The organism is Stappia indica (genome assembly GCF_001696535.1).
In the GTDB taxonomy this organism is placed as follows: Bacteria; Pseudomonadota; Alphaproteobacteria; order Rhizobiales; family Stappiaceae; genus Stappia; species Stappia indica.
On the sequence record NZ_MBQE01000001.1, the window covers coordinates 259,019 to 272,926 of the forward strand.

General features: G+C 66.7%; 12 protein-coding genes. 2 read left to right on the top strand and 10 right to left on the bottom strand.

The features are described from left to right. The first annotated feature begins 98 nt into the window (after window positions 1-98). A complete protein-coding gene (locus BBX35_RS01220) occupies window positions 99-929 on the top strand; it encodes a helix-turn-helix domain-containing protein (protein WP_067215112.1) in 831 nt (276 codons plus the stop codon). Here BBX35_RS01220 and arfB read toward each other — a convergent pair whose 3' ends face one another. Continuing rightward, window positions 930-1,349 carry an alternative ribosome rescue aminoacyl-tRNA hydrolase ArfB gene (gene arfB / locus BBX35_RS01225; RefSeq protein WP_067215115.1) on the bottom strand — a complete coding sequence of 140 codons (420 nt, stop codon included), beginning with the start codon at window positions 1,347-1,349 and terminating at the stop codon, window positions 930-932. A 118-nt stretch (window positions 1,350-1,467) separates the two neighbouring features. Between arfB and mazG the strand changes: the two genes are divergently transcribed. Further along, window positions 1,468-2,304 carry a nucleoside triphosphate pyrophosphohydrolase gene (gene mazG, locus BBX35_RS01230; protein ID WP_067218008.1) on the top strand — a complete coding sequence of 279 codons (837 nt, stop codon included), beginning with the start codon at window positions 1,468-1,470 and terminating at the stop codon, window positions 2,302-2,304. 17 nt (window positions 2,305-2,321) lie between these two features. Here the strand turns inward: mazG and hflX are convergent, their stop codons facing one another. The 9 genes from hflX to dusB form a co-directional block, all read right to left on the bottom strand. Next, the gene (gene hflX, locus BBX35_RS01235; RefSeq protein ID WP_083205959.1) at window positions 2,322-3,725 is read right to left on the bottom strand and encodes a GTPase HflX; all 1,404 of its coding nucleotides are present in this window, start codon (window positions 3,723-3,725) and stop codon (window positions 2,322-2,324) included. Continuing rightward, on the bottom strand, window positions 3,726-3,980 hold the full coding sequence (hfq, locus tag BBX35_RS01240; RefSeq protein WP_067215116.1) for an RNA chaperone Hfq: 255 nt from the start codon (window positions 3,978-3,980) through the stop codon (window positions 3,726-3,728). 208 nt (window positions 3,981-4,188) lie between these two features. Beyond that, a complete protein-coding gene (dat, locus tag BBX35_RS01245; protein WP_067215119.1) occupies window positions 4,189-5,052 on the bottom strand; it encodes a D-amino-acid transaminase in 864 nt (287 codons plus the stop codon). Between the two features lie 43 nt (window positions 5,053-5,095). Continuing rightward, on the bottom strand, window positions 5,096-6,472 hold the full coding sequence (gene trkA / locus BBX35_RS01250; protein WP_067215121.1) for a Trk system potassium transporter TrkA: 1,377 nt from the start codon (window positions 6,470-6,472) through the stop codon (window positions 5,096-5,098). A 57-nt stretch (window positions 6,473-6,529) separates the two neighbouring features. After that, window positions 6,530-7,897, bottom strand: a complete 1,368-nt coding sequence (ntrX, locus tag BBX35_RS01255) for a nitrogen assimilation response regulator NtrX (RefSeq protein ID WP_067215123.1) — start codon at window positions 7,895-7,897, stop codon at window positions 6,530-6,532. Beyond that, entirely contained in the window at window positions 7,887-10,112 is a 2,226-nt protein-coding gene (locus BBX35_RS01260) for a sensor histidine kinase NtrY-like (RefSeq protein ID WP_208979735.1), read from the bottom strand. The genes ntrX and BBX35_RS01260 overlap by 11 nt, the downstream gene beginning before the upstream one ends. A 170-nt stretch (window positions 10,113-10,282) precedes the next feature. Continuing rightward, window positions 10,283-11,719, bottom strand: a complete 1,437-nt coding sequence (ntrC, locus tag BBX35_RS01265; protein ID WP_067215126.1) for a nitrogen regulation protein NR(I) — start codon at window positions 11,717-11,719, stop codon at window positions 10,283-10,285. Window positions 11,720-11,736: 17 nt separating this feature from the next. Then, window positions 11,737-12,852, bottom strand: coding sequence for a two-component system sensor histidine kinase NtrB (locus BBX35_RS01270; RefSeq protein ID WP_067215129.1), 1,116 nt, complete (start codon window positions 12,850-12,852; stop codon window positions 11,737-11,739). Beyond that, window positions 12,849-13,883 carry a tRNA dihydrouridine synthase DusB gene (gene dusB, locus BBX35_RS01275; RefSeq protein WP_067215131.1) on the bottom strand — a complete coding sequence of 345 codons (1,035 nt, stop codon included), beginning with the start codon at window positions 13,881-13,883 and terminating at the stop codon, window positions 12,849-12,851. The genes BBX35_RS01270 and dusB overlap by 4 nt, the downstream gene beginning before the upstream one ends. Window positions 13,884-13,908 lie beyond the last annotated feature (25 nt).

The window sequence follows — 13,908 nt, forward strand, 5'->3', positions numbered from 1 at the left end:
GCCGGACTGGATGACAGGAGAGAACACCCGTCAGGTCATTGAGGCGATTACCTCGCAGGTCATTGAAGACAGAAAAGATCGCGGGCAGGATCAGGCCCATGATCACGACACCCTCCGCCAGCTTTCCCGACCTCCTGCGCCAGTGGCGCGGCCGCCGGCGCCTCAGCCAGCTGGCACTGGCTGCCGAGGCCGGCCTGTCGCAGCGCCATCTCAGCTTCCTGGAATGCGGCAAGGCGCAGCCGAGCCGGGAGATGGTTCTGAGGCTCGCCGACCAGCTCGCCCTGCCGCCGCGCGACCGCGGCACCCTGCTGGTCGCGGCCGGCTTTTCGCCGCAGATGCCGGAGCGCGCGCCGAACCATCCCGACCTTGCTGCCGCGATGGAGGTGGTCGGGCGAATTCTCGATGGGCACGCCCCTCACCCGGCGCTGGCCGTCGACCGCAACTGGAACCTGATCCGCGCCAATGCTCCGGCGCTGGCGCTGCTCACCGGCATCGCCCCGCACCTGCTGGAGCCTCCGGTCAACGTGCTGAAGGTGAGCCTGCATCCCGAGGGTCTTGCCCCGCGCATCCGCAACTACCGCGAATGGCGGGCCCATCTGCTGGAGCGGCTGGGCCGGCAGGCCGATCTGTCGGGAGACGCGGAGATCGCAGCTCTGGTGGAGGAACTGGGCAGCTATCCGGTGCCCACCTCGGCGAAAGCGCAGCCGGTCAACGGCCGCGACCGGCATGCGGGCATCGCCGTCCCGTTGGAACTGCTCGCCGGCGATACCGTCCTTTCGTTCCTCAGCACGACCACGCTGTTCGGAACCGCGCTCGACATCTTCCTGTCGGAACTGGTGATCGAGAGCTTCTTTCCCGCCGACGAGGCGACCGCGGCGGCGATGGCGGACCTCGGTGCAGGCCTTGCGGACAAGCCGCCGGCCGGCTGATCAGTCGTCGGAGCCGGAGCGCATCCGCTTGATCGCCCCGCGCTGCTTCTTGGCGGCGAGCCGGCGCTCCTTGGAGGCCTTTGTCGGCCGCGTCGCCTTGCGCGGTTTCGGCCGCTCGAGCGCCTTGCGCACTAGCGTGGCAAGACGCTCCAGCGCGTCCAGCCGGTTGCGCTCCTGGGTACGGAACCTGTCGGCCTGGATGAGAATCTCGCCGGCCAGCGTCAGCCGGCTGCCGGCAAGGCGAGCAAGCCGCTGCTTGACGTCCTCGGCGAGCGTCCGGTTCTCGGAAAGCTGGAAGCGGAGCTGAACGGCCGTCGCCACCTTGTTGACGTTCTGCCCGCCAGGTCCCGAAGCGCGCACGAAGCTCTCCGACAGGTCCGCAGCCGGGATCGTCACGCCCGGCGCCACCTCCAGATCCATGTCCGCCACTGATGCCATCGCCGTCCGTTCCGTTTCCCTGTCGCGTCCGGGGGCCGCTTGGAACGCCTCCGGTGCAATGCTATGTCGGTCGCCAGGACCAGATATGAGGGGCGCCAGCGTGACACCGGACCGCGACATCCAGCGACTGATCGAGATCATGGCCGCCTTGCGCACGCCCGGGACCGGCTGCCCCTGGGATCTGGAGCAGGACTTTTCCACCATCGCGCCCTACACGATCGAGGAAGCCTACGAGGTCGCCGACGCGATCCAGCGCGGCGACATGGTCGACCTGCGCGAGGAACTGGGCGACCTGCTCCTGCAGGTGGTCTATCACGCCCGCCTTTCCCAGGAACAGGGGGCTTTCGCCTTTCCCGACGTGGTCGAGGCGATCACCGCCAAGATGATCCGCAGGCATCCGCATGTCTTCGGCGACGACGATGCCCGCTCGGCCGGCATCGCCAAGGGCATGTGGGAGAAGATCAAGCAGCAGGAGAAGCTGGAGCGCGCCAGCGCCCGGGAGGCAGCGGGCCTGGGCGAAGAGCGCCGGCGGTTCCTCGACGACGTGCCGGCAATCTTCCCTGCCCTGACCGAAGCGGAAAAGCTGCAACGCCGCGCCGCGCGCGTCGGCTTCGACTGGGGCAGCGCCGGGCCCGTGCTCGACAAGATCCGCGAGGAGACCGAGGAACTGGCCAGCGAGATCGACGCGGAGGGCGGCAAGGCACCCGACCGAGAGCGCATTGCCGGCGAGATCGGCGACCTCATCTTCGCCGTGGCCAACCTTGCGCGGCACCTCGACATCGACCCGGAGGAAGCACTGAAGCGCACCAACCGCAAGTTCCGTCGCCGTTTCGCAGCCATCGAAGACGCAGCAGAGGGCGAAGGCCGAACGCTCGCCGACATGAGCCTCGACGAGATGGAAGCGGTCTGGCAGGCGGCGAAGTCGAACGACGCCTGAGGCCGACGCGGCGGATTTCAGTCCGCCGCGCCCTCGTCGATTTCGGTAAAGACGCCGCGATAGCGGGTGGTGAACTCGCCCTTGCGCCGCTCGCCGACACGCACGCGAAGGGAGATTCCCTCCTCGCCGTCTGTCCGCCGCAGCACGTCGGTGTTGCGATAAAGCCAGGCAAGCCCCTCGCCGTCCTCCGGCGCCAGCCGCAGCTCGTAGACGAGACTGTCCTCGGCGAGCCGCAGCTCCACCCGCGCCAGAAGATCCGCAACGCCCTCGCCGGTGACGGCGGAGACGGCAACGGGTCCCTCGTCGATGCGGTTGGCGGCAAGCAGCGTCTGGCGATGCTCGTCGGACAGCTTGTCGACCTTGTTCCAGACCTCGATCAACCGGCTGCTCTGCGCCTGTTCCAGACCCAGGGCATTCAGCGTTGCAGCGACGTCCGCGGCCTGGGCCTCGGTATCCTCGTGCGAGATGTCGCGCACATGCAGGATGAGATCGGCCTCGGTCACTTCCTCCAGCGTTGCGCGGAACGCGGCGATGAGATGCGTCGGCAGATCGGAGATGAAGCCCACCGTATCCGACAGGATGACGTCGCGCCCATGCGGCAACGTTACTCGCCGCAACGTCGGGTCGAGCGTCGCGAACAGGAGATCCTTGGCGAAAACCTCTGCCTGCGTGAGCCGGTTGAACAGCGTCGACTTGCCGGCATTGGTGTAGCCGACCAGCGCGACGACCGGCTGCGGCACCTTCTTGCGCTTGGCGCGGTGCAGCTCGCGGGTGCGCGTGACCTGCTCGAGATCCTTCTCCAGCCGGTTGATCCGCTCTTGGATGAGGCGCCGGTCGGCCTCGATCTGGGTTTCGCCGGGACCGCCGACGAAGCCGAGACCGCCGCGCTGGCGCTCGAGGTGGGTCCACGAGCGCACGAGCCGGCTCTTCTGCCACTTCAGGTGGGCAAGCTCCACCTGCAGCGTGCCCTCTGCCGTGCTGGCGCGATCGCCGAAGATTTCCAGGATAAGGCCGGTGCGGTCGAGCACCTTGCAATGCAGCGCCTTTTCCAGATTGCGCTGCTGGATCGGCGTGAGCGGATGGTCGACGACGACGAGTTCGATCTCTTCCGCCTTCACGATGGCGGCGAGCTCATCGACCTTGCCGCTGCCGAACAGCGTGCCGGGCTTGGGCGTTGCGACCGTGACGATGCCGCTGGAGACGATCTCCAGGTCGATGGCGGCGGCGAGGCCGATCGCCTCTTCAAGCCGCGCCTCGGGCGAGCGGCGCAACTGGGCGCCGCTCTCGTCGCGATGGCGGCCGGTGAGCACCGGAACGACGACAGCGGCGCGCGCGCCAGCGGCCCCGCGCGGGCCCTCGAACGGATTGTCCGGTTCCTGCGCGGGTTTGTCCTTCCGATTCGAGCGGGGTTGGTTCTTCAATCAGCCCGCCGTCTTTTCGCCGGTCTCGTCCGGTTCGAACAGCTGAACGGGAGCATTCGGCATCACGGTGGAGATCGCGTGCTTGTAGACAAGCTGCGAATGTCCGTCACGGCGCAGAAGAACGCAGAAGTTGTCGAACCAGGTTACGACGCCTTGCAGCTTCACGCCGTTGATCAAAAAGATCGTCAGCGGGGTCTTCTGCTTGCGTACATGGTTGAGGAAAGTGTCCTGAAGGTTTTGAGCGCGGTCAGCCATGTTTTATTTTTTCCTGCATTCGCATTGTCATTTATTGGTGCGCCCAGCCGGAAACAAAATCTGCCGCCATGCAGTTCTGCTGCCCGCAGCATTGCGCCCGGCAGACCCGGCGTCAAGAGCCCGGAGGAAGACCCTCGGACGCACGACGCCAGTCTAGCGCATCCTTGTTGCCATTTCTGCCCGTTTATATGACACAGCCTGCCTCAAGTCACACCGCACTGACTTCGGCCGTGGCGTGGAACATGCGCCGCAGCTCCCGCGTCAGCTCGCCGGGGTGGCCGTTGCCGACGGATTGGCCATCGATCCGCACCACCGGCATCACCACCGTCGTCGCCGCGGTCATGAAGGCTTCCTTGGCCTGCTTCGCCTCTTCAAGGCTGAAGGCACGCTCCTCGAAGGTGAGGCCGTTGCGCTCGATCATGTCGAGGACGACCTGGCGGGTGATGCCCTTCAGGATGCCGCTCACGGCCGGCCGGGTGACCAGGCAATTGTCCTTGGTGACGATCCAGGCATTGGTCGAGCCGCCCTCGGTCACCATGCCATCGCGGTCGACGAACCAGGCTTCCTTGGCCCCCGCTTCCTTCGCCTTCTGCTTGGCCAGAACGTTCGGCAACAGGCCGACGGTCTTGATGTCGACGCGCTCCCAGCGGTTCTCCGGCACGGAGATCACCGACACGCCCTTTTCGGCCAGCGCGGCGGCCGCAGCGGGCTGCGAGGAGCGCGCGGTCACCACCAGCGCCGGCTGGACGGTCGCGGGCGGGAAGACGTGGTCGCGGCGAGACACGCCGCGCGTCACCTGCATGTAGACGAGACCGTCGCGGACCTTGTTGCGGCGTACGACCTCATGCAGCACCTGCGACAGGGCGGCGCGGCCCATCGGCATGCGGATCGACAGTTCGTTCAAGGAGCGCTCGAGTCGGTCGAGATGGCGCCGTTCGTCGACGAGATGGCCATGCCAGATCTCGCAGACCTCGTAGACGCCATCGGCGAACTGGTAGCCCCGGTCCTCGATGTGAATGGCGGCCTCCGCGTGCCGGACATAGCGCCCGTTCACATATGCGATGCGGCTCATGATTCCTCCAGTCGATTGCGGAACGCGGCGGCCCGGCCGCGTATCAGAAGAATTCCAGGCTGACGCGGAACATCTGCTCCACCTGCCGCACCCGCTCCGCGATGGCAAACAGCACGCAGCGGTCATGGGCGCGGATCACGGTCGAGCCGTCCGGGGTAATGACGGTCCCGTCGCGGAACACCGCACCGACGCGAATGCCGTCGGGCAGGTCGACTTCCCGCAACGGCTTGCCGACCAGCGGCGAGGTTTCCAGCGCCTCGGCCTCGATCACCTCGGCCGCGCCGTTCTGCAGGGCATGGACGCCGCGGATACGGCCGCGCCGAACATGCTGCAGGATCTTGGAGATCGTCACTTGCCTCGGATTGACGAAGGCGTCAATGCCGAGCGCATGGGCGAAGGTCGGGTAGCTCGGATTGTTGATCAGGGACAGGTTGCGCTTGCATCCGAGCTTCTTGGCCATGACGCAGGACAGGATGTTGACCTCGTCCTCGTTGGTCAGCGCGATCAGCGTGTCCGCGTCCTGGATGTCGGCTTCCTTGAGAATGCCCTGGTCGAGCGCGCTGCCATGCAGGATCACGGCGCGCTTCAACGTGTCGGCGATGCTGAGCGCCCGCTCGCGCGAATGCTCGATGATCTTGACCTTGGCGGCCGACTGGCGCTGCTCCAGCGTGCGGGCGACGTAGTGGCCGATATTGCCGCCGCCGGCGATGACGACGCGGGTCGCCTCCGGCTCCTCATGGCCGAAGATCGCCAGCGTCCGCCGCACCTGGTCGCGCCGCGCCACCACATAGACGAGGTCGTCCACGAACAGCGTGTCGGAGCTCTTGGGCACGAAGAGATGGTTGCCGCGAAAGACGCCGGTGACCACCGCGCCGAGATCGGGAAACAGCTCGGTGAGCTGGCGCAGCGGCGTGTTGACCACCGGGCAATCCTCCCGGCAGATCAGCCCGACCACCACCACCTGGTCGTCGGCAAAGCGCACGGTCTCCACCGCACCGGGAAGCGCAAGGCGGCGCAGCACCATCTCGCCCACCTCGATCTCCGGCGAGATGATCACGTCGATGGGCATGTTGTCCCGGGAGAACAGATCGCTCCAATGCGGCTTCAGATAGCTCTGCGCACGCACGCGCGCCACCTTGGTCGGCACCTTGAACAGGGAGTGGGCCACCTGGCAGGCGACCATGTTGACCTCGTCGTAGAGAGTGACGGCGATCAGCATGTCGGCCTGGTCCGCACCGGCCTGCGCCAGCACGTCCGGATGCGCGCCATGGCCGACGAACCCGCGCACGTCGAGCGTATCGCGGATCGCGTTGATCAGCCGCGGCGAGGAATCGATGACGGAGACATCGTTCTGTTCGGCCGCAAGCTTCTCGGCAATGCCGTAGCCCACTTGGCCGGCGCCGCAAATCACCACTCTCATCGGATCGAAGTCCCTTCAAGGTGTCCGGTCAATCCGGAACCTACCACGTCGTCACGGCTATGAAAGACCGAGCGACTTCAGCTTTCGGTGCAGGGCGGACCGCTCCATGCCGACGAACTCCGCCGTGCGCGAGACATTTCCGCCGAAACGCTTGATCTGGGCCTGCAGATAGTCCCGCTCGAACATCTCGCGCGCTTCCCGAAGCGGCAGCGCCATCAGGTGCTCGCCGCCGCCGTTGGTCGGCAGGCTCGGCACGTCGGCCCCGATCTCGCCCGGCAGCAGATCCGCGGTGATGACCGCCTCCGGATCGCCGCGCGTGAGGATCATCAGGCGCTCGACGTTGTTGCGCAGCTGGCGGACGTTTCCGGGCCAGTCGTGGGCCTGCAGCACCGCCATCGCATCCTCGCCAATCTTGCGGATCGGCAAGCCGGCCGACGCCGAGATCTGCTCCATGAAGAACCGCACGAGATCCGGAATGTCGTCGCGCCGCTCGGCCAGCGGCGGCACCTGCAGCGGCACCACGCCCAGCCGGTGGAACAGGTCCTCGCGGAAGCGCGCCTCGGAGATCTCGCCCTCCAGGTTGCGCGCGCTCGAGGACAGGATCCGGATATCGACGCTGACCTTGCCGACACCGCCGACACGGGTGAAGGTCTGGTCGACAAGCACGCGCAGGATCTTGCCCTGGGTCTCGTAGGGCATGTCGGCGACTTCATCGATGTAGAGCGTGCCACCATGGGCCTCTTCCATCGCGCCGACCTTGCGGATCCGCCCGTCGGAATCCTCGATGCCGAAGAGCTCCTCTTCCATGCGTTCGGGCGTGATCGTCGCCGCGTTGATCACCACGAAGGGATTGCGCGCGCGCTGCGACATGGCGTGGATCGTGCGGGCGGTCAGCTCCTTGCCGGCGCCCGAAGGACCGATGATCAACACCCGGCTATTGGTCGGGGCGACACGCTCGATCATGTGGCGCAGGTTGTTCATCGCGCTGCTGGCGCCCAGCAGCTCCGGCGCATCGCCGCTGCGCTGGCGCAGCTGCTTGATCTCGCGCTTGAGCGAAGTGGCCTCCAGCGCGCGCTCGGTGATCAGCACCAGCCGGTCGGCCTTGAACGGCTTCTCGATATAGTCGTAGGCGCCGCGCTTGATGGCCGAAACCGCCGTCTCGACATTGCCGTGACCGGAAATGATGACGACGGGGAGCTCCGGGTCCTGGGCCTTGATGGCGTCCAGCAGCTCGAGCCCGTCCAGCCGGCTGCCCTGGAGCCAGATGTCCAGCACGACCATGGACGGTCGACGCTCCTGAATCGCGGCGAGCGCGCTATCGCTGTCGCCGGCCGTGCGCGTCTTGTAGCCCTCGTCGTCGAGGATGCCGGCGATGAGGTCGCGAATGTCGGCCTCGTCGTCAACGATCAGGATATCATACGCCATCTGTAGCAACCGTCTCCGGGGTCACGGACGCCTCGCCTGCGTCTGGCGGAAGATCCGCCGTGTTTCGTACCATCGTAAGGCGGACCATGGCCCCTCGTCCGCCTCCAATGCTCTCGTCTCGCACCGGCGCATCGAGAAGCTCGATGCCGCCGCCATGCTCTTCCATGATCTTCTTGACGATTGCGAGACCAAGGCCGGTGCCCTTGTCCCGCGTCGTCATGTACGGCTCCAGCAGCCGCTGACGGTTCTCCACCGGCAGACCGATGCCATTGTCCACCACCTCGATGGCGATGGTCTCGCCGTTCTGGTGCACCGTGACGTCGATCCGTCCCTTGCTGCCGCTGTCGGCCGGCACCGCCAGTACGGATTCCGTCGCGTTCTTGATGACGTTGGTCAGCGCCTGCCCGACCAGCCTCTGGTCGAACCGCGCCTTGACGGCCACCTCCGGCAGATCGGTGCGGATCGAGATGTCCGGATTGGCGACGCTCTGCAGGAAAGCCGCCTCGCGCACGGTGGTGCGCAGATCGCTGGTGCTCATCGTCGGCTTCGGCATGCGGGCGAAGGACGAGAACTCGTCGACCATGCGGCCGATATCGCCGACCTGGCGGATGATCGTGTCGATGCACTGGTCGAACACGGTACGGTCGTCGTCGACGATGGTTTTGCCGTAACGCCGGCGGATACGCTCCGCAGACAGCTGGATCGGCGTCAGCGGGTTCTTGATCTCGTGGGCAATGCGGCGCGCGACGTCTGCCCAGGCGGACGTGCGCTGGGCGGTGACGAGGTCGGTGATGTCGTCCAGCGTGATCACGAAGCCGTGTTCGCTGCGCGTCGACTGTTCGCTGGTGACGCGGACGTTGACGCTGCGCTCGCGCCCATGCCGGTGCAGCGAGACCTGCGTCTCGGCCATCCGGTCGTCGGCGCGGGCCAGCACGTCCTCCACGACGGAGGCGAGCTCCGGCACCACGCGCCCGACCGGCTCGTCCAGCAGCGCGCTCTCGCTGACGTCGAGCAGCGACAGGGCGGAGCGGTTCACCAGCGTGATGCGTCCGGTGTCGTCGATGCCGATGACCCCGGCCGTCACGCCCGACAGCACCGCCTCGGTGAAGCGGCGGCGGCGGTCGATCTGGTCGTTCGCCGCCAGCAGTGCGTCGCGCTGGCCACGCAGCTGCGCCGTCATGTTGTTGAAGGTCGTACCGAGATTGGCAAGGTCTCCGGCCGACTTGTCGGTCTCGACCTGGACGTAGAGATTGCCCTTGGACACCTGATCGGCGGCGCCGATGAGCCGGCGGATCGGCGAGACCAGCTGGTTGGCGAAGCCGAAGCCGATCCAGATCGACGACAGCAGCAGCACCAGCGTGACGCCGGTATAGACGAGCGCGAAGGCCACCTGCACGCCGAACCGGCTCTGCTCCATCCGGCCGTACTGGCTGGCCCCATCCTCGGCCAGGCGCATGTAGTCGACCACGCGCTTGTCCATCGCGCGGGTGACATAGAGATACATGTCGTCATAGGCGGAGAGCTTCATCACGCCGCCAACGAGGTTGGAGACGCCCGGCGCGATCAGCACTGGTTCGCCGGCCGCGGCCTGGCCGAAGGCCTCGACCGGCGGCAGGATCACTTCCACGTCAGGGTTGACGACGACGCGGGTGATCACCGTGCCGTCGGGCTTCATCAGATAGGCGCCGCCGAGCGCCCGCAAGGTGGTCTGCGTCTGGAAGAAGCTGTCGAAGCGCGTCGGCTCGAAGTCGTAGACCGCCTTGGCCCGGTCGATATCGTTGGCCATGGCGATGAGATCGCCGCGCAGCACGCGCGCGTGCTCTTGCAGATAGGCCTGCGCAACGGTCAGCGCATTGTCGATGATCAGCCGGGTGCGGTCCTCGAACCAGCGGTCGAGGCCGCGGTCGAGGGTGATTGTGGCAAGGATGGCGACCAGAACCGCCGGCACCGCCGCGACGACGCTGAACAGCGTCACGATGCGACCGTGCAACCGGGCCGCGGCCCGCCCTCGCCTGCGCGCCTGCAGCAGCGCCGCGAACTCGAGCCCGATCAGCAACAGCAGGATAGCGACCAGAACGCCGTTGATCACCATCGCGACCTGCGCGACGGGTCCGTCCGGCGCAATCGGCGTCACGCCCATCAACACGAAGAAGGTCAGCGTGATGGAGATCAGCGAGACGATGACCAGCACGAGGCCGATGCGACGCACACGCAACCCGCTCCGACCGCTGTCGGACGGGGACTCTGCTCCGCTGGTTCTCTCGGCAAGCACAATCGGCAACCGTTGCTAGAATCGGCCCAGGCGGGATGGGTGCTGGGAATGCGGCACCCTTACCACACAATGTTGCCAAATTACGACAGAGATGCCGCCGCGTGAAGCCGGCGTCAGCGGTTGGAGCGGATCACCTGGACGTCGAGATCCCGGATTTTCTTGCGCAATGTGTTGCGGTTCACCCCGAGCAGCTCTGCCGCTTTGATCTGGTTGCCCCGCGTTGCCGCGAGCGCCGCACCGATCAGCGGATACTCCACCTCACGCAGGATGCGGTGATAGAGACCGGGAGGCGGCAGCGCGTCGCCAAAGGCCTGGAAGTAGGTGTTGAGATAGCGCTCGACCGAGCCCGACAGGTCGATCTGTGCATTCTCCTCTTCCTCGACGTTGGGCGCCGGCTGGCTGAGCTCCTGGTCGATCAGCGCCGCGGAGATGACGTCCTGCGGATAGAGTGCGGACAGGCGACGAACGAGGTTTTCCAGCTCGCGCACATTGCCCGGCCAGCGGTAGCGGCGCAGCCGGTCGATGGCAGCCGTCTCGATCTGCTTGGCCGGCAGCCCTTCCTTCTCGGCCAACGTGAAGAAATGCCGCACCAGATCCGGGATGTCCTCGATGCGCTCGCGCAGCGGCGGCAGCCGGATCGGCACGACGTTGAGGCGGTAGTAGAGGTCCTCGCGGAAGAGGCCCTGATTGATCAGCTGGCGCAGGTCCTTGTTGGTGGCTGCGACGATGCGCACGTCGGTGCGGATCGGTACGCGCCCGCCGACGGTGGTGTATTCGCCTTGCTGCAGCACGCGCAGGAGCCGCGTCTGCGCCTCCATCGGCATGTCGCCGATTTCGTCGAGGAACAGCGTGCCGCCGTCGGCCTGCTCGAAGCGGCCGGCCGAGCGCTGCTGCGCGCCGGTGAAGGCGCCCTTCTCGTGACCGAACAGCTCTGCCTCGATCAGGTCGCGAGGGATCGCCGCCATGTTGATGGCAACGAAGGGGCCGTTGCGGCGTTTGCCGTAGTCGTGCAGGGCGCGGGCGACGAGTTCCTTGCCTGTTCCCGACTCGCCGTTGATCATCACCGACAGGTCGGTCTGCATCAGCCGGGCGAGGACCCGGTAGATTTCCTGCATGGCCGGCGAGCGGCCGACCAGCGGGATGTTCTCGCCCGCTTCCTCCGGCTCGTCGATCTTCATCCGGCGCGGTTCGGACAGGGCGCGGCCGACGATGCTCGTCAGCTCCTTCAGGTCGAAGGGCTTGGGCAGATACTCGTAAGCCCCCTTCTCCGAGGCCCGGATCGCCGTCATGAACGTGTTCTGCGCGCTCATGACGATGACCGGCAGATCCGGGCGCAGCTTCTTGATGCGCGGCAGGACGTCGAAGGCGTTCTCATCCGGCATCATCACGTCGGTGACGACGAGATCGCCGTCGCCCGAGCTGACCCAGCGCCAGAGCGTGGTCGCGTTGGAGGTGAGCCGGACGGTGTAACCGGCCCGAGACAGCGCCTGGTTCAGCACCGTGCGGATTGCGGCGTCGTCATCGGCAACGAGGATGGTCCCGGTCGGCATGGTCGGTGTCCCAGAGGTCAGATTTCGTCCTGCGTCGCGTAGGCGGGCATCAGGATGCGGAAAACGGTGCGGCCCGGCTGGCTGTCGCATTCGATGACGCCGCCGTGGTCGCCGATGATCTTGGCGACGAGCGCGAGCCCCAGGCCGGAGCCGTTGGCCTTGGTCGTCACGAAGGGGTCGAAGAGATGCGGCAGCAGATCCTCGGGAACGCCGGGACCGTTGTCGCGCACGCAAAATTCCAGCGGCAGGCTCACACGTTCGCGCGAACCGGGCACCGACAGGCGGATGCCGGGCCTATACGCTGTGGTCAGGGTGATCTCGCCGGTCGGCTCGCCCGCCACCGCCTCGCTGGCATTCTTCACCAGATTGAGGAACACCTGCACCAGCTGGTCGCGGTTGGCCAGGACCAGCGGCAGCGACGGATCGTATTCGACATTGATCGGGATGTTGCGCGCAAAGCCGGAATTGGCGAGGCGCTGCACATGGTCGAGCACCACGTGGATGTTGACCGGCTCGCGTTCCACGGGCCGCTCGTCGGAGAACACCTCCATCCGGTCGACCAGCTTCACGATCCGGTCGGTCTCGTCCATGATCAGCCGGGTGAGCGGACGGTCGTCCTCGGCGGCCGAAGCCTCCAGCAACTGCGCCGCGCCGCGAATGCCGGACAGCGGGTTCTTGATTTCGTGCGCCAGCATGGTCGCAAGACCGGAAACGGTACGCGCCGCGCCGCGGGACGTCAGCTGGCGGTCGATCTTTTCCGCCATGCCGCGCTCCTGCAGCATCAGCACGACGGCGCCGGGCCGGTCGGTCACCGGTGCGGCGATGATGTCGACGATCTTCTCCGCGCCGATACGCGGCGAGCTGATGTCGACCTTGTATTCGTTGACCGGCGCGCCGCGCTCTCTCACCTGCGAGATCAGCATCAGGAGCGGACTGCCGAAGGGCACGAAATGGGAGACCGGATGCCGGCGCAGCACCTGCGCGCTGGCGCGGAAGAAGCTTTCGGCCGCCATGTTGGCCTCGACGATGCGCCCCTGCGGGTCGACGAGGATCAACGGATGCGGCAGGGCGTCGAGGATCTGGCCGTTTGTGCCGGGGATCGGGCCGGCGGCGGCTTCGCGTGCGCCTCTCATGCGGCGGCCTCCAGGCTGGATACGGTCTCGGGCTCGCCCGCAAAGCATGCGCGAAGGCTCGCGGCAACGAAGCCGGCGTCTTCCGATGTGAGGATCTTCTGGCGCACCTCGCCGGGAACCGCGGCAGCGCCGGCATCGAGGTACCAGGCGATATGCTTGCGCGCGAGCCGCAGACCCTTCTGCGCGCCATAGAGCTCGCGCATCATCTCGACATGTTCGCAAACGAGCTCGCCAAGCGCCGCGCCGGACGGAACGTCGGGAGCCGGCAGGCCGTCGAGCTCGGCAGCGATTGCTCCCGGCAGCCACGGCCGGCCATAGGCGCCGCGCCCGACCATCACTGCATCGGCGCCGGAACGGCTCATCATCTCGCGCGCATCGTCTGCCGAGGCGCAGTCGCCGTTGGCGACGAGCGGGAGGGAAATCCGCTCACGCACCGCACGGATCGCATCCCAGTCCGCCTGCCCCTTGTAGAACTGGCAGCGGGTGCGGCCGTGCACGGTGATCATCGCAACGCCGGCCGCCTCCGCCCGCGCGGCAAGCTCAGGCGCGTTGAGCGAGTCGTGATTCCAGCCGAGGCGCATCTTCAGCGTCACCGGCACGGAGACCGCGCCGACCGTCGCCTCAACCAGGGTCAGAGCATGGTCGAGATCGCGCATAAGCGCCGAGCCGGAATAGCCGGATGTCACCTTCTTGGCCGGGCAGCCCATGTTGATGTCGATGACATCGGCGCCGGCGGCCTCCGCCAGGCGCGCCCCTTCCGCCATCCAGTGGGCCTCGCGGCCCGCGAGCTGCACCACATGCGGCGCGCCGTCGATGCCTTCGCTGCGCAAGCGCGTTTCGGGATTGCCTTCGGCAAGCTGCTCGCACGCCACCATCTCGGAAACGACGAGCCCGGCGCCGAAGCGGTGCGCCAGACGCCGGAAAGGCACATCGGTAACGCCGGACATGGGGGCGAGAAACACGCGATTGGCGCTCTCGACAGTCCCGATCCTGATGCCGCGGCCGTTGGCGCCGCCCTGCTGAATGCTCATATGATGTGCACTTTCCACTGTGCCT